The 19,199-nt window shown below is 68.8% G+C and carries 15 protein-coding genes; 8 read left to right on the top strand and 7 right to left on the bottom strand.

The features are described from left to right. Position 1 precedes the first annotated feature (1 nt). Positions 2-2,431, top strand: a complete 2,430-nt coding sequence (locus ACIG5A_RS31025) for a hypothetical protein (RefSeq protein ID WP_397246525.1) — start codon at positions 2-4, stop codon at positions 2,429-2,431. A 64-nt stretch (positions 2,432-2,495) separates the two neighbouring features. Here the strand turns inward: ACIG5A_RS31025 and ACIG5A_RS31020 are convergent, their stop codons facing one another. Further along, positions 2,496-3,158, bottom strand: a complete 663-nt coding sequence (locus ACIG5A_RS31020) for a TetR/AcrR family transcriptional regulator (protein WP_397246523.1) — start codon at positions 3,156-3,158, stop codon at positions 2,496-2,498. 78 nt (positions 3,159-3,236) lie between these two features. On the opposite strand from ACIG5A_RS31020, the gene ACIG5A_RS31015 reads away from it, so the two are divergent. The 4 genes from ACIG5A_RS31015 to ACIG5A_RS31000 all read left to right on the top strand — a co-directional run bounded on the left by ACIG5A_RS31015 (position 3,237) and on the right by ACIG5A_RS31000 (position 6,758). Beyond that, positions 3,237-4,226, top strand: a complete 990-nt coding sequence (locus tag ACIG5A_RS31015; protein WP_397246521.1) for a GlxA family transcriptional regulator — start codon at positions 3,237-3,239, stop codon at positions 4,224-4,226. 64 nt (positions 4,227-4,290) lie between these two features. Next, the gene (locus ACIG5A_RS31010; RefSeq protein WP_397246519.1) at positions 4,291-4,998 is read left to right on the top strand and encodes an alpha/beta fold hydrolase; all 708 of its coding nucleotides are present in this window, start codon (positions 4,291-4,293) and stop codon (positions 4,996-4,998) included. A gap of 47 nt (positions 4,999-5,045) precedes the next feature. Further along, positions 5,046-6,011, top strand: a complete 966-nt coding sequence (locus ACIG5A_RS31005; RefSeq protein ID WP_397246517.1) for an alpha/beta hydrolase — start codon at positions 5,046-5,048, stop codon at positions 6,009-6,011. A 27-nt stretch (positions 6,012-6,038) separates the two neighbouring features. Next, positions 6,039-6,758, top strand: coding sequence for an alpha/beta fold hydrolase (locus ACIG5A_RS31000; RefSeq protein WP_397246515.1), 720 nt, complete (start codon positions 6,039-6,041; stop codon positions 6,756-6,758). Positions 6,759-6,804: 46 nt separating this feature from the next. Here ACIG5A_RS31000 and ACIG5A_RS30995 read toward each other — a convergent pair whose 3' ends face one another. Together ACIG5A_RS30995 and ACIG5A_RS30990 are read right to left on the bottom strand one after the other, a co-directional pair. Then, a complete protein-coding gene (locus ACIG5A_RS30995; RefSeq protein WP_397246513.1) occupies positions 6,805-7,509 on the bottom strand; it encodes a hypothetical protein in 705 nt (234 codons plus the stop codon). A gap of 101 nt (positions 7,510-7,610) precedes the next feature. Continuing rightward, a complete protein-coding gene (locus ACIG5A_RS30990) occupies positions 7,611-8,720 on the bottom strand; it encodes a BTAD domain-containing putative transcriptional regulator (protein WP_397246511.1) in 1,110 nt (369 codons plus the stop codon). Positions 8,721-8,873: 153 nt separating this feature from the next. Between ACIG5A_RS30990 and ACIG5A_RS30985 the strand changes: the two genes are divergently transcribed. Genes ACIG5A_RS30985 through ACIG5A_RS30975 form a run of 3 tightly spaced genes read left to right on the top strand, consistent with a single transcriptional unit; the run spans position 8,874 to position 14,373 of the window. Further along, positions 8,874-11,348, top strand: a complete 2,475-nt coding sequence (locus tag ACIG5A_RS30985; protein WP_397246509.1) for a hypothetical protein — start codon at positions 8,874-8,876, stop codon at positions 11,346-11,348. 8 nt (positions 11,349-11,356) lie between these two features. After that, positions 11,357-11,809 (top strand): hypothetical protein, encoded by a 453-nt coding sequence (locus ACIG5A_RS30980; protein WP_397246508.1) that lies wholly within the window; start codon positions 11,357-11,359, stop codon positions 11,807-11,809. Beyond that, positions 11,806-14,373, top strand: coding sequence for an Hsp70 family protein (locus tag ACIG5A_RS30975; protein ID WP_397246506.1), 2,568 nt, complete (start codon positions 11,806-11,808; stop codon positions 14,371-14,373). Before ACIG5A_RS30980 ends, ACIG5A_RS30975 begins: the two co-directional genes overlap by 4 nt. Positions 14,374-14,389: 16 nt before the next feature. On the opposite strand, the gene ACIG5A_RS30970 is transcribed toward ACIG5A_RS30975, so the two are convergent. The 4 genes from ACIG5A_RS30970 to ACIG5A_RS30955 all read right to left on the bottom strand — a co-directional run bounded on the left by ACIG5A_RS30970 (position 14,390) and on the right by ACIG5A_RS30955 (position 19,057). Beyond that, positions 14,390-15,127: a type 1 glutamine amidotransferase domain-containing protein gene (locus ACIG5A_RS30970; protein ID WP_397246504.1), complete on the bottom strand. Its 738-nt coding sequence runs from the start codon at positions 15,125-15,127 to the stop codon at positions 14,390-14,392. Between the two features lie 128 nt (positions 15,128-15,255). Beyond that, positions 15,256-16,860, bottom strand: coding sequence for an ABC transporter substrate-binding protein (locus tag ACIG5A_RS30965; protein ID WP_397246502.1), 1,605 nt, complete (start codon positions 16,858-16,860; stop codon positions 15,256-15,258). A gap of 5 nt (positions 16,861-16,865) precedes the next feature. Continuing rightward, positions 16,866-17,846, bottom strand: coding sequence for an ABC transporter substrate-binding protein (locus tag ACIG5A_RS30960; RefSeq protein WP_397246501.1), 981 nt, complete (start codon positions 17,844-17,846; stop codon positions 16,866-16,868). Further along, positions 17,843-19,057, bottom strand: a complete 1,215-nt coding sequence (locus tag ACIG5A_RS30955) for an acyl-CoA dehydrogenase family protein (RefSeq protein WP_397246499.1) — start codon at positions 19,055-19,057, stop codon at positions 17,843-17,845. The genes ACIG5A_RS30960 and ACIG5A_RS30955 overlap by 4 nt, the downstream gene beginning before the upstream one ends. Positions 19,058-19,199: the final 142 nt, after the last annotated feature.

Below are 19,199 nucleotides of genomic sequence, written 5' to 3'. Positions count from 1 at the left end.
TGTGATCGAGATCGCCCCAGACGCCGAACTGCGCATCGCCACGTGGCAGATCCCCGCTCGGGTGGCCGCCATGACGGCGGCCGAACGCCGCGCCATGGTGCCCGCGCTGAAGCGTGCCCGCGCCGCGCTCCCACCGCGACGCAGCTGGGAGGAGCCGACGAAACAGCTGGTGCGCGTGCAACTCTGGGGGCTCGGCTGCCTACCGGCCGCCAAGGCCGTAGCGCAGTGGCTGATGGCGGGGCGCACCCGCAATGCCGAGACGCCCGCGTGGATGCTCATCGAATGCCTCGAGGCCGGTGATCGCGACGCGGTATGGCGCGGCGAGCTTGTCGCGCTGTTGGCCGCCGGGCGCATGGATCGGTGGCGCGACGAACTGCCCTACTTCCCGCTGATGGTGCACCTGATTCGCACCTCGGGGTGTCCGATACCGGAAACGAACGGATTCGTGGCCACCTGGGCGATCGACCGCATGAACGACGGGCGGGACCGGATTCCGGAAGACTGGGCGCGCCACCAACTTCCGCAGGCGCCGAACCTGCTCGAGCGCCTGCGGGCCGATCCCTTCTTCCCTACCCTGATGAAGCCCTACCTCGAGGCCGAGCAGACGGCCGTCTACGAGGACGACGACCGGGATCCGTACACGACGTGGTCGTACTCGCTGGCCACCCTCGCCGCCGAGGGCGTCATCGATCGGGATGCCCTGCACGATTCCGCGCTCACCGCCCTGTCGCGCGTCGACGCGGCCCAATTCCACACCCGCTTCCGACTGCGCGTCCTGACCGCGATCCGTGCGACTCCCGCGGAGTGCGCAGGCCGAGTCGACGCCTACAAGCGACTCGCCGCCGAGGCCAGATCCACCGTCGCGGGCCACGCGCAGGAAGTGCTCATGGAGCTGTATCGCGCGGAACTACTGCCTGCCGACGAGGTGGTCGCCCTCTCCGCGGAGGTGCTTGCGCGACCGGAGAAGAAATTGGTCCGTGCTCAGCTCGGCTGGCTCGATCGGGTACTGCGCGATGCGCCGGATTGCCGCCCCGCTGCGGTTCCGATCCTGTCGGCGGCCGGGGAAACGATGCAGGACACCACGATTCGCCAGCGCATCGGGAAAATGATCGGCCACGTGGCGGACGATGCGACGATCGCCGAGCTGGCGAACTCGACCAGCCCCGTCGACGCCGAATTCCCGCTGCCCGCGCCCGCACCACCGGGTCGGCTCGACCTGCCGAACACCCCGGCCGAAACGGCCGAGCTCTACCGCTGGTACATGACACCGCACCTGCGCGACGTATTGCAGGAGGAGAGATTCTTCGACAGCATCAGCCGGTACACCTACCAGGATCGCGCCGGACTGACCGCGGCGCTCACCGCACTGGTGGATCAGGATATCCAGACGGCCACAGAACAGAACGGGCCACGGTGGTGGCAGCGGCAGTGGCTGCGGCCGTGGTACGACTGGTCGATCATCACCCTGGCCGCGGTGGCCATCGGAGTCCTGCGCCATCATCCGCATATCGCCGACAATCCGGGGATCACCGAACAACGCATGTCCGAGTGGGGCAACCTGGTGCTCGCCGGCGCGCCGCTGCCGCCGTTCGCCCTGGCCACCCCCACCTTCGACAACGGGCAGATCGACGCGCTCGACCTGATCGACCGCATGCGCCGCTTCGAAGAACTCGATATCCGGCCTGGCCGAGCCGAATTCGCACAGGCGTTGCTGCGGGTAGTGCCGACGACCGATCCCACGGTGCTCACCGCGGCGGACAGCCTCGGCTCACCCGAGGGCGCCCGGCTGGCCACGTGGCTGCGAACGCCCGAGCACACCTTGCAAACCCTGCCGGAGCAGGTACACCCGATGCTCGACTCCCTGTGGCACTATGGCGGATCCTGCCGGTGCATCGAACTCGTACCGATCCCGGAAATCCTCGTCGAGTGGCACTTCCGCGGCGACAGGCGCGACCTGCTGCGCATCGTGGAACTGCGCGGCAGGAAAGGCCCTGCGGTGCATCGGATGATCGCCGACAAGCTGACCAGCGACTCCGCCTCCGATCGCACAGCGGCCGTCGACGCCCTGGTCATCCTGGTGTCCCGCGAAGAACTCCGCCCCGACCTGCTGGCCAGGTCCATCCAGCTCCCACTCACCGGCAAACGCCTGGCCGGCTCCCTCCAGGACACCCTGATCGCCCTCGGCGCCCACCGCACCTGGCAACTCCTGGAACCGATGCTTCCGGTCCTGCTCACCGCTACCAAGACGAACGGCCTGGTCGACGTCCTCGCCATCGCCGCCGAAACCGCCCGCCGCACCGGCGCTTCCGGCGATATCCCCGGACTCGACGCGATCATCGCCCGTGGCGGCTCCAGCCGATTGGTCACGGAGGCAAGAGCACTCGCGGACGTCCTCGAGACAACCGAGCACCGGCGATCCGTGCCCGCATAGCGGAGTCGCCGCGCCGCGCCACAAGATCATCAGGAACTCAGGTAACCGGCCTCTCGCACGTTACTTACGTCAGTTCCTGATGATCGGCTGTCCAAGTCTGTATCGGCGCGTCCGGGCGGCGTGGCGCTGGTGTTCCGATCTGATCCGCCCAGGCCGCGGGGAGCGCGCCGGTGGAGACGGCGGCGACCTCGTGTAGCCGCCGTGACGGAGTTCCTATGCGGCTCAGCTGGATCAGGCCCTGGGCTACGACCACGATGTTGGCGCTGTGGGCGGACAGGGCCGCATCGTCGAGGGGGGCGGTACAGCGGAGACGTTCGGCCACAACGGTTTCCATGGCGGCGGTCGTCGTGGCGCCGAGGGTGGCGACCTCGGGGATGCGCGGGCCGAGCTGGGCGATGCTGTTGAGCATCAGGCAGCCGCGGCGATCGGGCTGAGATGCGCAGTCGTCGATGATCGCCGCGAAGAGGGCGCGTACCGCGGCACGCGCCGACCCGGGAGTGGCAGCGAGGACATCGCGCACGAATCGGGCGCGCTGCTCGCAGTAGCGCTCGAAGGCCGCGAGGAACAGGCCGCGCTTGTTGCCGTAGGCGGCGTAGATACTGCCGTTGCCGACACCGGTGGCGCGCGACACATCCTCAACCGAGGTGTCGTCGAAACCCTTACTCCAGAACAGGTCGGCAGCGGCGTCGAGCAGGCCCGATTCGTCGAATTGCCGTGGCCTGCCCATGCGGTCACCGTACCAACCGCTGTGCGAGCCGGCCCACATCGCTTGTTCTGGAGGCGTGCCTCCACAACAATGGTTGACATGGCCCCCAACTTCACCGAGCCGCCCCGCCGACGGGTGGGCATCCTGGTCTTCGACGGCGTGAAGGCGCTGGACTTCGTCGGCCCCGCGGAGGTCTTCGTCGAGGCCAATCAGACCGTGCCCGGTTACGAGGTGGTCCTGCTCTCGGCCGACGGCGGCGACGTGCTGACCTCGATCGGCGCGCGACTGGCGGTAGACGGCGCGGCCGCCGACGCGGGGCGCTTCGACACCGTGGTAATTCCGGGCAGCGAACTGCCGCCCGCGAAGTTCATGACGCCGGAACTGGTCGCCGCGGCGCGCCATCTTTCCGCGCGCACCCGCCGGCTGGCCTCGATCTGCAGTGGGGCGTGCATCCTGGCCGAGCTCGGCCTGCTCGACGGCAGGCGCGCGACCACCCACTGGAAATTCGCCACCGATCTCGCCCGGCGCTATCCCGCGATCGTCGTGGAACCGGACGCGATCTTCGTGCGCGACGGCAACCTGTACAGCTCGGCCGGTGTCGCGGCTGGCATGGATCTCGCGCTGTCTCTGGTGGAGGAGGATTACGGACCCGACATCGCGCGCCGGGTCGCACAACTGCTCGTGGTCTACATGCAGCGCGGCGGTGGGCAGTCGCAGTTCTCTGCGTCGCTGGCCGGACCGGCGCCGCGGAGTCCGCTGGTACGCAAGGTCGTCGACCTGATCTGCGCGGATCCAGCGTCGCCGCACACGGTGCAGACGCTGGCCACCCACGCCAGGGTCAGCGTCCGCCACCTGACCCGATTGTTCCGCGCCGAGCTCGAGCGCTCGCCCGCCGAATACGTCGCCTTCATCCGATTCGGCGTCGCCCGCGACATGCTGCACGCCGGTTCCAGCGTCACCGAGGCCGCGATGAACGCGGGTTACGGCAGCAGCGAGGCACTGCGCCGCGCCTTCGTCGCCAAGCTCGGCATCTCCCCGCGCAAATACCAGCAGCACTTCCGCTCGACCGGCACCGCCGCCGTGTCCTGATCGGAGGCTTTCACGGCCCGCACGGAGGGGCGCGTTGCCAATGGCGCAACGGAAACTGATCGCCATGACAACAGTTGTTCTCGTGCACGGCGCCTTCGCCGACGCGTCCAGCTGGCAGCCGGTCACCGAACGGCTGCTGGCCAAGGGATTCCGGGTCTTCGCGCCGCCGGTCGCCAACCGCAGCCTGGCGGACGACGCGGCGTACATCAAGGCATTCGTCGAACGGATCGACGGCCCCGTCCTGCTCGCCGGACACTCCTACGGCGGTGCGGTCATCACCGTCGCCGGTGTCGCCGACAACGTCGTCGGCCTCGTCTTCGTCTCCGGCTACGTCCTCGAGGTGGGTGAGAGCCTCGGCCGATTGCAAGGCGGCTTCCCGGATTCCGAACTGGCCGCCCACCTCGTCTACGCGCCGTACCCCATCGGTGACGGCGGGCAGGGCACCGACGTATCGGTCGAGATCGACGCCTTTCCAGCGGTATTCGCCGCGGGCCTGGATATCACCGAGGCGCGGGTGCTCGCGGTCTCCCAGCGGCCGCTGTCCGCGGCAGCCTTCGATGAACCCGCCACGGCCGCGGCGTGGCGGACCAAGCCCGGCTGGGGCATCGTCTCGAGCGCCGATCGCACCATCGACCCCGAGGTCGAGCGGTTCGGCTATCGGCGGGCCGGACTGCGCGCGATCGTCGAGATCGACGCACCACATCTGGTCATGCGCACCCATCCCGACGAGGTTGCCGCCGTGATCACCGGCGCCATTGCCGAACTCGGCTGAACCTCTCGTAATCGCTACCACCGCAACACATCCGAAAGGGAACCACAATGACCGGAAACCCACACGGCCTCGCATTGGAGCAGGCGGCGCAGGAGTTCGTCGACGCGACATCGCAGCCGCCGTTCCTCTATCAGCTGCCGCCCGAGGAGGGGCGCAAAGCCGTCGACTCGGTGCAAGATTCGCCCATCGACAAGCCCGAGATCGATGAGGAGTGGGTTACCGTCGACGGCGGGCCGACCGGATCGGTGCGGGCCAGGATCGTCAGGCCGCAGGGCGTCACGGAGACGCTGCCGGTGATCGTCTATACGCACGGCGCCGGTTGGGTTTTCGGCGATGCGCACACCCATGACCGGCTGGTGCGCGATCTGGCCGTCGGCGCGCATGCCGCGGTGGTGTTCCCCGAGTACGACCGTTCGCCGGACGTGCGGTACCCGGTGGCCAACGAGCAGTCCTATCGAGTCGCGCAGTGGGTCACCACAGACGGTGCGGCGAAGGCACTCGATCCGGCACGGATCGCGGTCGCCGGCGATTCGGTCGGCGGCAATATGGCCATCGCGCTGACGCTGATGGCCAAGGAGCGCGGCGATGTCTCGTTCACCCAGCAGGTGCTGTTCTATCCGGTCACCGACGCCAATTTCGACACCGGCTCGTACCGGCAGTTCGCCGAGGGCTACTTCCTGACTCGCGAAGGCATGCGGTGGTTCTGGGATCAGTACACCACCAGCGCGCAGGACCGCGCACAGATCACCGCGTCGCCGCTGCGCGCCACCACCGAACAGCTGGCCGGATTGCCGCCCGCGCTGGTCATCACGGCCGAGGCCGATGTACTGCGCGATGAGGGCGAGGCGTTCGCGGGCAAGCTGCGCGCCGCGGGCGTCCCGGTGATCCAGGCGCGCTACGGCGGCATCATCCACGACTTCGTGATGGTCAATTCGATGCACGACACCAACGCCGCCAAAGCCGCTGTTGCCCAGGCCGTTTCGGTTCTGCGGGCCGCCCTGCACTCCGCCTGACCAACCCTTCGACTCCGAGGAACCTTCATGAGCACTGCATCCGCGACACCGACCATCGTGCTGGTGCACGGCGCCTTCGCCGACTCCGCCAGCTGGAACGGCGTGATCGAAGTACTACGCGCACAGGGATATTCCGTGCTCGCCGCCGCCAATCCGCTACGTGGCCTCGACAGCGATGCCGCCTACATCGGGTCGGTGCTCGACGATATCGACGGCCCGATCGTCTTGGTCGGGCACTCGTACGGCGGCAGCGTCATCTCCATCGCCGCGGCGGGCAAGACCGATGTCACCGCGCTCGTCTACATCGCGGCATTCATTCCGGCCGAGGGCGAGAGCGCGCTGGAACTGACCGATAAGTTCCCCGGCTCCACCCTGGGGCCGACCACCCGCTCGGCACAGTACCCGCTCCCTGGCGGCGGCACCGCCACCGAGCTCTACATCCGGCAGGATGAATTCCCGGCACAATTCGCCGGCGATGTCCCCGCCCCGGCCGCCGAGCTGATGGCGATCACCCAGCGCCCGGTCGCGCTGGCCGCGCTCCAGGAACCGGCGGCCGCGGCGGCATGGCGAACGATCCCCGCGTTCGCCATGCTCACCACCGGCGACAAGAACATCCCGATCGAGGCGCAGCGTTTCATGGCGGAGCGTGCGGCGGCAGCGACCGTGGAAGTCGCAGGGTCGCATGCGATTTCCGTGTCCGAGCCCGCTGCCGTCGCGGAGTTGATCATCTCGGCCGCGAAGAAGTAGACACCGGCCGCCAGGAACCGGCCACCGGTTCCTGGCGCCCTAGCCCTCAGCAGCTGAACGCGTAGGTGGTGCCCGCGGATTTGGCTGTGCCGGTGCGGATGTCGACCACGATGACGGTGGCGGTCTTGTTGCGGGGCAGGTCGCAGCGGACGTCGGCGAGGGCGGCCGACTCCCTCGGCAGGTTGCCGCTGCCGTCGGACTGACGGTTGCCGAGCGGGCGCGGGCTGTTGGTGTTCAGGCCGACAGCGTAGAACTCGATGCGGCCGTTGGGGGTCAGTCCCTTGCCACCGTCGAGATAGATGGCTCCACCGGGCAGTGTGAGCTCGGTGCGGATGTGCACGTCGCCCGCGGGGAGCTGGGTGGGATCGGCGAAATGCAGTATGCCCTCGGTGTTCTGGACACGGGCGCGGTCGCGGCGGCCGGGCTCGACGCACACGTGGTCGGACGGACGGGTCTCACGCCAGACATAGCCTTGGTTACAGGTGTCCGGTCCGTACGCGCCGCCGGTGGGCGAGCGGTGCGACACCGCTTGGGCGTTCTCGGTGTGCGCGATATCGCGGTCGGCCGGGGTGACGCAGACCAGGTCGCCGTCGAAGGCGTCGCGCCAGACATAGCCCTGGGCGCAGGTGTAGGGGCCGTAGGGCAGGGCGGAAGCGGGGGCAGGCAGCAGGGCACCCAAGCCGGCCACCGCCGCGGCGCCAACGGCCACCGGCAGCACGCGGCGCAGGTGGCGGGCAACGGGTGTGAGCATGTTCTTTCGGTCCTTCCGAGGAGTGTTCGTCAGCCGGGATTCGGCTGCCTTCCACTCTGCGGACCGGCACCAACGGTGTTCCAACGAGCGACCAACGGCGGCTACTCGATAGTGAAGGTGAGCTCCACGTCGCCGATCCGGATGACGCAGCCGTCGGTGAGCGGCGCATGATCGACGACGCGCACGCCACCCACGTGAACACCGTTGGCGGACAGCAGGTCCCGAATAACGAAGGCGGCACCGTTGTAGACGATGACGGCATGGCGGCGGCTGACCATCCCGTGATCGAGTACCACGTCGTTGTCCGCGAGCCGCCCGATCCGGGTGATCGGGCCCGCGATCACATAGCTGTGCCCGGCCGGATCGTGCAGCAATCCCCTTCGCCCGCAAGAGATCTCGCCGACGATCGTGGTCTGCTCGACCTCGGTGCCCGCCGCGCGCACGATGAGCGGTTCCTGACGCAGGATCCGGCCCTCGAGCACCTGGATCGAGGGGCTCGGATCGATGCCGAGTTCCTCGGCCAGCGTGGCGCGCAGCCGCCGGGCCGCCTCCAGCGCGTCCGATTGCCGCCCGTCCACGTACAGCGCCGTGATCAACTGCTTCCACAACCGTTCGCGCAGTGGATATTCGCCGACGAGCAGCGCCAGTTCCGCGACCACCGCATCGGGCCGATTGCGCGCCAGATCGGCGACGGCGCGCGCTTCGATCACGCCGATCCGTTCGTCGTCGACGGCGGCGGCGTAGGCGTCGGCGAAACCGAGCCCGCGCAGATCCGCGAGCACTGGCCCGCGCCACAGCCGTAGCGCCGCCGACAGTGACTCGCTGGCCGTATCGAACCGGCCCGCGGCCAGCGCGCGCAGCCCCGCCTCCTTGTGCGTGCGGAACAGGTGCACATCGCACGCGCCGTCGGGCACCGTGATCCGGTAGCCGGCCCCCTCCTGCGCGAGCACCGCGCGCGCGTCGAATCCGGCCTCGCGCAGCGGTTTGCGCAGATTCGACACGATCGCGTGCAGACTCACCCGGATATCCGAGGGTCGCGCGCCCTCCCAAACCGCCTCGGCCAGCGCGTCCACCGATACCGGCCGATTGCCGTTGATCACCAGATAGGCCAGCACCGCACGCTGTTTCGGGCCGCCGAGTGGCTGGACGAGGCCGTCGATGGTCAACCGGACCGCCCCGAGCACGCCGAACCGCATCCGCAATTCCGACATCGCCGCACTCCTCGAATCCGGCCCGTGCCCGACCATGATAACCGCTATTCTCGAAGCCACTGGGGCATGCGTCCGCGCGTGCACGAGGGTGGGAATTCGCATGATGGGCACACAGATCGGGCCGCGCGCTCTCGCGATGACGGGAGCGGCGAGGTGAGAATCAGACGACCGCAGGACGCCGACGAGCCGCCACCGGCGGAGCGCGCTTTCCACGAGGCGCTGCGCCACGCCGACCTGGCGCCGGATCCGGCGGCGCGAGCGCGGGTGCTGCTCGACGCGATCGGGGCTTTCCTCGAGCACGCGAGCAGTGGCGGGGAGATCTCACGCAACCGGCTGCTGCTGCAATCGCGGGTGTCCGATGCCGCGACCGTCTTCCCCGCCGACGCGGTTCGGTTGCTGGCCAGGGTGGTTCAGGAGTGCGGCGCCAACGAGGGTGTCATGCGCACCGTGCTGCGCGAGTGGCTGCGCAGGCCGGACGCGGAGTCGTTCGTGCCGACGTGGGGCGCCGCCGTCGACCTGTTCGAGGCGGGGCCCGCGGGCCTCAACGCCTCGATCACCGGCGCGGTGCGGGCGAAAGATCCCGATGTGTCACCGGAATTCCGGCGGCTGGCCACCGAGCACCTCACCGATCTGGTCGACACGCACTTCGACCAGTACGAGTTCAGCGGCCCGTCCTCACCGACCTGGCAGATGTTGTACGCGCTAGGTCCGAGCGCGCGCGCCGACTGGTTCTGCCTGCTCGGCGATCGCGCCGCACAGCGCGGCGACTACACCGCGGCGGTGCACCGCTACGAGGTCGCGGATCGGTTCGGTGGCGCACAGGCCAAACTTCGGCTCACCCGGCTGAAGGATGTCAGCGCCTACCGAGCACTGCTGCGCGGCGGACTGCCGACCGATCAGGTGAAGGACACCGGCGCCACGAGCGCGTACCGGCATCTGCTCGCCGCGGCGTCGGCCGTGCTGCGCGGAACGCCCGCCGGTGTCGCGCTGTCGAATGCCACCCGCGTCAAACCCGAGCCGTGGATCCAGCCCGCCGTCCTGTTCGTGACGGCGCTTGTGCGCCTGAAGGACGGCAATCCGAAGACCGCGCGGGAGAAACTGCGTCAGGTGCTCGACGCCCCCGCGATCGCACCGACCGATCACGACCTGGCCGCCAATGCCCGCCTGCTGCTCGGCGCGCTCGACGGCGACGACGATCTCCTCGCCGCGGGCGCGCGTACGCTGCTGGATCGGCACGGACAAGGCTGGCTCGAGCACGCTGTGCTCGAGCCGCTGACCGTGCTGACGGCGGTATCGCGCGGTGCGCCCGCGCTGCTGCCCGAACTGGCCGTCGCCGCGCGGCGCGAGGCGGGCGACGCGACCAACCGGCTCGATCCGCTCTGCGTTGCCGCGGCACGCGGTGTGCTGGCGAAAGCCGCACGGGCCGCGCTGCTTTCGCGATTCGACGAGTCGCGCCCCCTGCTCGCGCAGGGCCGCCTGCTGCTCGAGGGCACCACCGGCGAGGAGGCGGATCAGCTGCGGGACAAGGCCGTCCGGATCGGCGAGATCATCGAGCGGCTCGACAGCGCCGCGCTGGAACGGCCGCTCGACCGGCTCGCCTTCGCCGCACTGCGCCGCGACGGCGTGACCTACCCGTGGACACCCCGCGCGGTTCACGTCTGGCAGGAGCGCGACGCCGAATCCGACAGCGATCCGCGCAGCCTGCACCATCTCGCGATCGCCCAGCACGCCCGCGCCTACGAGCTCGAACTCGGCGGCGACGACGCGGCTTTCGGGCATTGGGAACAGGCGCTGCGGTACTGGTCGCGGCTGCACCGCGACGCGAACTTCTGGGACATGATGCGCGCCCATCTCACCGCGATGATGCCCGACGCGACACCGGCGGAGGTGGCGCTCGCCATCGACGAGGCACGCACCGAACTGCCGTCGCATCTGCTCGATCCGCATGTCGCGCGGGTCAAACAGCTCGGCACGAAACAACTTCCGCGCGCACAGGCGCACGTGGAGCTGATCCGCGCCGCGCCGTTCCCGCCGGAGGATGTGGCGCGGGCGCGCGGCAAGCTGCTGCGCGATGTGGGCGGCCAGGTCAGGCGGCTCGCCCGCGAGGGCCGATTCGACCAGGCATTAGACGAGGCCGGTGCCTGGATGCGGATCGACGTGGCCAATATCCCGCTGGCCGAGCTGGCACTCGACGTCGGCATCGACGCGGTCGAGGCGGCCCATCAGCGCGAGAAGGAATGGACCGCGCACTGCAGGCCTGTGCTCGACCGCGTCGGATCGATGGTGGAACCGATCCGCGGCCTGCTCGGCCTGACCGCACGCCAGCTCGCCAATCCGGCCACCCGGCGGCTGGATCCGGCCGCCGAGGGCGACCCACAGGTATTCGCGGGCAAGCTCGCCAGATACGAGTTCTGGGCGGGCGCTTGCCTGCTGGTGTCGGCCGCCGAGGACAACGGGCTCGACCCCGATTTCCGGCGCACCGTATTCCGTTCGGCCGCAGCACATCTGACCATCGCGGTGACGCTGCGCCTGCCGACCATCGCACCGTACAACCAGGCGCGTGCCCTGCTGGTGAACGCCCAGAAATGGGAGCGATCGCTGCAGGGTCCCGTCGTCGGATTCTTCTAGGAGTCGCCGTGGTGAACCCCTGGGCATGGCGTGACAGCAATCCCTACTGCGCGACCGCCTTTCAGATCCTCGATATCGAGCCGACGGCCGACAAGGCGGCGGTGCGCAACCGGGTGGCCGCGCGCCGCAAACGGATCTCCTACGACGCCAAACGGTTTCCGCTGTTCGGCGAGATACTGAGCGTCGCGCAGATCAACGCGGCCGAGGAACAGCTCGACGCGCCGCCGACGCGGCTGGCCGCCGAACTGCTCACGCACCGGCCGGAGGCCGACAGCCCCGACGACACCGAGCTGGCCGATCTCGCCGAACTGCTGGAGCTCGCCGAATCCCTGGACGCCGAATCCACGGTCGGCACCGCCGAATCGGCCACCACCTCCGAGCTGACGCTCGACTACCGCGTACTTCCCGCGCTGCTCCCCGCTCCGGTCGGGTTCGCGCCACCTCAGGAGAACAAAGAATGAGCATCGTGGCCGGTATCGACCTCGGCACCACGAACTGCTGCGTCGCGGTGCCCGCCGACGCCGATATCCCGGACCGGGAGGCACTCATCGAGCGCCGCAGGCTGCGCCCGCTCGGCGGTGCGCTGATCGTCGCCAATCCCGACCTGTCGCTGACCACCCCGTCCGCGGTCTGGATCTCCCCCGACGGCACGCCGCTGGTCGGCGCCCTCGCCAAACGCAAAGCGCGGCTGCCCGGTTCGCCGCCCGCCATGTTCTTCAAACGGAATATGGGCACCGACCAGCCGGTGACCGCGGGCCACGCCACCCTCACCCCGCTGCAGGCCTCGGTGCATCTCCTGCGCCACCTGCGCACGGTGGCGCAGGACGCGCTCGGCGTCGAGATCGACCGCGCCGTCATCACGGTGCCCGCGTACTTCGAGACCAGCGCGAAGACCCAGACCACCCAGGCGGGCGCCGAGGCAGGGCTCGAGGTGGCCGAGACGCTGATGGAACCGGTGGCGGCCGCGCTGGCGCATATGCACGACGACGAGCGGCTCACGGCCGGGCCGCGCCGGTTCCTCATCTACGACCTCGGCGGCGGCACCTTCGACACCTCCGTGGTGTCCTGGGATCCGAAGGAGGGCTTCACCAGCCGCTCCTTCGACGGCGACCGCTACCTCGGCGGCTACGACTTCGATCAGGCGATCGTCGACTGGGTCACCGCACAGCTGCCCGCCTACGATCTGCGCTTCGCACCGGGCGACCGGATGGATGCCGAGCGGCTGGCGCGGCTGCTCGCGCTCGCCGAGACCGCCAAGCACGAACTGTCGCGGGAAACCGCGACCGAGATCATCAGCCAGGACCTGGAGGACCGCACCGGGCTGCCGATGAACATCAATCTCCCGCTGACGCGCAACGACTTCGACCAGATGATCGACGGCTATCTGCGCGGGACTCTCGACCACTGCGCCGAGGCGCTGGCCAAGGCCAAGCTCACCCCCGCGGAGCTGAACGAGATCGTGCTCGTCGGTGGCTCGTCCCGGATACCGCTGGTGGCAAGCCTTTTGGCGGAGCGCTTCGGCATCACCCCGCGCCTGTCACACCCGGAACTGGTCGTCGCGGTGGGCGCCGCGCTCAAGGCGGGCAGCCTCAGCACCCGCAGCAGCCTGCTCGAGCTCGAAAATCCGGTACCCGACGGCACGTCGGTCGATATCGCCGGCCGGGTGCTGCTGCCGATGACCGACGGAGTCGAGATCGACGTCGTGCTGCGCAGCGCCGACGGCACCGCCGTCAGGGAGCGGATCACCAGCGACGACGGTTCCTTCCTCTTCATCGACGTGCCACTCGGCGACGACGGCGAAAGCGCCTTCACCGTGCTGGTTCTCGCCGACGGGCGCGAGGTCGCCGCCGAGCGCCTCGCGGTGCGCAAGCAGGAAACCCGCGCGAGCGTCCCCGATCTGGTCGGCGACATCCTCGCCCACGACTTCTCGGTCGAGCTGCTCGACCGGCAGCTGAGCCTGATCGTCAAGGCGGGCACCAAGATTCCGCACCGCGCCTATCAGCGGCTGGAGACCGCGACCAGGGGAACCACGCTGGCGGTGCGGCTGTACGAGGGCTGGATTCCGATCGGCACGGTACGGATCAGGGATCTGCCGCAGGATGTCGCACCGGGCACCGCGGTGGAGCTCACCCTCGAATTCGCCGCGGGCTGGACCATTCACGCCGCCGTGCGGCTGCCGCATCTGGACCGGACCGCCACCGCGGTCATCGACATCCCGGTCAGGCAGGTGGCCGACTGGGCCGAGATCGGTACGCGCGCGGCACGCGCCAGGGCCGACTGGCGGCAGGTGCGCCGCGAGGTGCACCACGCGGACGCCGCCAAGGCCGAACCCGAGGTCGAGCAGCGGCTCGCCGCGCTGGACACCCTGGTCGAGAAAGCGCAGGACCAGGCGAAGGCGCACCATCTGCTGCTGGAGGCGGAAACCATCCTGCAGGGCCTGCTGCAAAGCAAGGGCCCCGAGGACTACATGGAGCCGCCGTTTGCCGAATTCGAGGAGAACCTGGACGAACTCACCGACCTCATCCTGCTGCTGCAGCGCGACGACCCCGCCGAGGCGCTGCCCTACCGTGTCCGGATGGATGCCCTGGTGAGCGAGGCGCGCGCCGCCTACGACGCGGGCGATTTCGTCACCTGGCCGCGGGTCAACGAGAAGGTCGAGGATCTGATCCGCGAGCTGTTGCAGATCCCCGAGATCCGCGAGATCCGGGTCATGCGGGCAACTCCGAGCGCCTGGCATGGCGGCCTGCACGCCCGCATCGCCAGCACCGACACCATGATCCGCCGCAAATACGATGAGCTGAGCCGTGATTCGCGGCTCGAGACGCAGGACAAAGCGAAGCTGCCCGCCGAGCGCGACGAATTCCTGGCCGACCTCGCCCTCATCGCCTTCGCCGTCGACGAGGTCGACCTCACCCGCCCCTCGGCCCGGGAACAGTTGAGCAACATCTACTTCGACCGCCTGCGCCCCCTCGAACTGCGGATCAGCCGCTGGGGCAGGGAGGCCGGAATGCGTAAGTCCCAGTAGCCGACCTCCCGGTGAATCAGTGCCCGAGCGCGTCGATGAGGAGGTTGGCGGCGGCGCGGCCGGAATACTGTTGCTGGCCGGTGATCAGCAGGCCGTCGCGAACGGCGTGCGCGCGGAAGCGGCTCTGCACGATGAAGTTCGTGCCAGGCAGGTTGTGCGCCTCGTCCTCGATGCGGAACGGCTGGATGCGCCTGCCGACGAACTCGTCCGCGTAGTCCTCCTCGGAATTGGCGAATCCGGTCCACGTCTTACCGCTGACGAGCAGCGAACCGTCGGACAGTGTGGTGCGCAGCAGAATCGCGGTGGCGTGGCAGACGACCGCGGCGATGCGGCCGGATTCGTAGAAGTGGGCGACCAGTTCATGGACCCGTTTGTCATTGACGAAGGTGTACATCGGCGCCTGACCGCCGACCAGGTAGATCGCATCGAACTCGTCCGTCGCGAGATCGGCGATGGCGGGTGTATGCTGCACCAGCGCAAGGTGTTCGGGGGAATTGAGGAAGCCGAGGCTGAGCAGATCCTCGGCGGAGTACTCGGACTCGTCGCGCGGATCGCTCCACGGATCCGCCCGCAGCGCACCGCCGTCCGGGCTGGCGATGGTGACCTGATATCCGGCTTCGACGAATTCCCAATAGGCGTGGGTGAGTTCGGACCACCAGAATCCGATATCCCAGCCGGTCTGCTCGGAGACGCTGGGATTGGAGGCGAGCACCAGGACCTTCTTCTGGCCCACGGTGTCGACGGTTGCACTCATTGACGGTGTCCTAACGGTGAGGAGACGGTGTCGAACGCACCGATCCTGCGCGCCGGGCACCGTCCGCTCATAGCGGTTTCGTCAAGGGCGAAACCCATTTCACCACAGGCGAACTCGCTCAAACTTGATCACCTGTTACGCAGCCAGGTGTCGTAGAACTGGAGGCGGGCCGACGCCTCGAATTTCAGCTCCGCGACCGCGCTGGAGACCCCGATCGCCTGGGAGAGTTCAATGGTGGGAATCCACAGACCGTTGCCGAGGATCTCGCGTTGCGCGTCACCGATCAGCTCGGCGCGCGCCGCGGTGTCGGCCGCGCTCAGCTGGCCGGTCAGTGCCTGATCGAGCGCCGGAATCGGGCCGCGGTAGTTGAAGTTCTGGCCGTCGAGGCCGAAGACGCTGCGCAGCACGTCGCCGTCGGCGCGGGTGATGTTGTAGTAGACGGCGTCGAAGTCCTTGGCGTTCTGGCGCGCGGTGTATTCGGCATCGCTGACCGGTTCCAGCCGCACCTCGACGCCGATCTTGCGCAGCTGCTGCTGAATCAGCTCCTGAATGGCCTGATTGCCCGCGAAGGCCTGGGTGAACATCACCCCGAACGACAGCCGAGCGCCGTCCTTGGCCCGGATACCGTCACCACCCTGCACCCAGCCCGCCTGATCCAGCAGGCGGCGAGCGGCCTCGGCGTCGAAGCCGAGCTTGTTCGAAAGATCGACGTACGCGGGCGTTTTCACCGCGAGCGGCCCGGTGGCCGACGTGAAGTTCGGGCCGAGCACCGTATCGACGAGCTCCCTGCGGTCGATCGCGGGCAGCAGCGCGGCGCGCACCGCGGCATCACGCAGCGGGCCGCGGGTGACATTGGGCTGAATGCCGAAGGGCAGACCCGGATTCGAGGTCACCTGCACCTTGGCGCCCGCCGCCGTGAGCTGCGGAACATCCTGCGGCAGTGCGTCGCTGATCGCGTCGAGCTGCCCCGAGGACAGGCTCCCGGTGCGCACGCCCGATTCCGGCAGCACCCGGAATTCGATGCGATCCAGGTACGCCTCGCCCTGGTGACCGAAAACGGCGGAGCCCCAGCGGTATCCGGCACGCTTGGCCAGCGTCGCCGAAACGCCCTGCTTGTACTCGGCATAGGTGAACGGCCCGCTGCCGATATTGTCGCCGAGGCAGCGCTGCTCGGCCGGCTTCGCCGTGCTCGCATCCGCGAGCAGACCCAGCTGCGGCGTCGAGGAGGCCTGGAGGAACTGGGCATTCGGCGCGGCGAACTCCACCCGCGCGGTGCGCGGATCGAGCACGGTGGTGCCGGTGTATCCGGCCAGGTAGCTGGCCGCGAGCGGCGCCTTGGCGGCCAGCCCGCGGGCGATGGCGTCGAAATTCTTCTGCACCGAGGTCGCGGTGAGCGGAGTGCCGTCGCTGAACGTGACACCGTCACGCAGCTGGAAGGTGAATGACTTCGCGTCCGGGCCCACCTGCCAGCTCTCGGCCAGCCACGGCTTGATCTCGCCGGTCGCCGGATCCTGATCGGTCAGCGAGTCGACGATCTGCCGTGTCACATAAATGGTTTGGTTGGTTCTGGCCTGCGCGGGATCCGAACAGGTCGGCGCGAGCGAGAGCCCGTAGCGCAGCGTGCCGCCCGGGCGCGGCGGACCGTCGGTGGCGTTGGTGCCGCCGTCGGCGCCGCAGCCCACCAGCGTGGCGGTCGCCGCCAGCGCGCTCAGGAGGATCAGTGGTCGTTTCATCGGTGTCATCCCTTCTTCGGCAATCCCACCGGGTTGATCCGCGAGGCCTTGACGACCTCGCTCTGCAGCCCCCAGCGTTCGATCACCTGCTGATAGCTGCCGTTGTCGATCGCGTACTGCAACGCCTGGTTGATCGGCCCGATCAACCCGTTGCCCTTCTTGGTGAGCGCACCGATCTCGGCCTGGAGCGCATCGCCCGCGCCGGAGAAGGTGGCGACGATCCTCGTCTGTCCCGAGGTCGCGGAGTGGTAGACGCCCACCGGATTCGGGCCGAGGAACCCGTCGAGCCGGTGCGATGCCAGCGCCAGGTAGTAGTCGGTGGTCTGCTGGTAGTAGGCGATATCGATCTTCGCCAGTCCCTCGGCGGCATTGCGCTCGTTCCACTGGACGAGCAGCTGCTCCTGGTTGGTGCCGGTGCCGACGCCGATCCGTTTGCCCGCCAGCGATTTACGGTCCGTGTAGGTCCATCCGCTGTCCTTGGCGACCTCCAGCGCGATGTTGTCGAGCCGGTAGGTGGCGAAGTCGTACTTCTCCTTGCGCTCCTCGGTGACGGTCACGTTGGAGATGAACGCGTCCACCTCGCCCGAATCGACGCGCACGAAATTCTGCGTCCAGTCGGCGGCGCGCAGTTCGACCTTCAGCCCGAGTATGTCGGCGACCAGGTAGGCGAAATCGACCTCCGAGCCGATGATGGTCCGGTCGTCGGTCGCGTAGAAGCGCAGCGGCGCACCGGCATCCGGGCTGCCGGTGACGATCAGCGTCCCACGGTCCCTGATGGCCTGCGGCACCGTGGCGGCGAGCGCGTCGACCTTCTGCGCGCGCACCCTGGTCTGCTGCTGCGGCGACAGATCGAAGCGCTGCCCGTTCGCGGTGCGCACCTCGTCCTCGGCGTCGCCGTTGCCGCAGGCGCCCGCGAGCAGCGCGACCGCCGTGAGCACGGCGGCCAGTACGGTGTGGCGTCGATATGTGCTGTGCGAGGACATCATTCGCCCGCCTCACCGTCGCGGGCGCGCGCCCTGGCCTCGGCCACGCTGTTGAGAAAGCTGCGCGGCGGGTTGCCGTGCACCGCGTGCTCACCGATCAGCGCCGCCTTGTAGATGGCGGGATTGTGGGACGACACGGTGCGCCCGTTGCGCCAGTGCCGGTCGAGGCCGAGCTCGGACTTCAGCGCGCTCGCGCTACCGGCGTTGAACAGCTGCCATGTCGCGGCGCCGAGTATTTCGGTGTTCGCCACCTGGGTGGCCGCCGAATCGAGCAGTGCCCGCTCGGCACGGCGCGGTGACGGATCGGCGCGAAATTCATCGAGTGCGCGCGCGACGAGCAGGACGTTCGCGCGTGCCGTATAGGCCTTGCTGTGCACCTCGCCGACGGTCTGCATGACCTGCGGGTCGGCGGTCGGATCCGGTGTCGGCGCCAGCGGATAGGAACGGGTGCGTCCACGGACCAGCGCGGCCAGATCGTCGGCGGCCGCCCGCACGATCCCGGCCTGCACCGCGGAGAGTACGAACTGGTAGAAGGCCTCCATATAGTCGTTGGCCAGCGGATCATGGTGGCGCAGAATGAAATCCGGGTCGACGCGCACCGAGTCGAACACCGCGGTGCCGCTCGCGGTCAGCCGCTGGCCGAAGCCGTCCCAGTCGTCTTCGATCGTGATACCCGCGCTGTGCCTCGGCACGATGACGGAGAGGAACTCCTCGTCCTCGACCACGAGCACATTGAGCCAGTCCGCGTACAGGCTGCCGGTGGTGTAGTACTTGCGCCCGGACAGCCGGTACTCGCCGTCGACGCGGGTGAGGCTGGTTGCCAGCGCCGTCAGGTTGGGTGTGCTCAGCTCCGCGCCCGCCGGTCCGAAGAAGGAGCCGTTGGCGGCCGCGCGCAGCAGGGTATCGCGCGCGGTCCCCGGCGCGGCGAAGCGCAAGATCTCGGTCAGGCCGAGGTGGCCGCGGAAGACCTGCGCGAGATTCGAATCGCCCGCGGCGATATCGATCAGCACGTCGGCGAGCGTGGTCACCGAGGCATCGGCGCCACCGTACTCGACCGGCACCCGCAGCGCGCCGGCACCGGCGAGCAGCAGCCGCGTCAACTGCTCGGTCGGCGGCTTGTGCTCGGCGTCCCTGGCGGCCGAATCGGCGGCCAGCCCTGCGGTGACCTCGGCGATCACCTCGAGACGTTGCGCTAGATCGTCGATGGGGGCCATCGGAACTCCATTCGTCGTAGTGCCCGAGGCGCGGCAAGGATCCCCCTCGAAGACCCGGCGCCCGCGGACCGCGCCGAAATCTACGTCGCGGTGCCCACGGGACAAAGACATCGGTTCACGCTGGTCGAAAATGTTTACCGCA

It is taken from the genome of Nocardia sp. NPDC052566, from assembly GCF_044547285.1.
GTDB lineage: Bacteria > Actinomycetota > Actinomycetes > Mycobacteriales > Mycobacteriaceae > Nocardia.
This window is presented reverse-complemented; position numbering and strand designations above follow the sequence as displayed.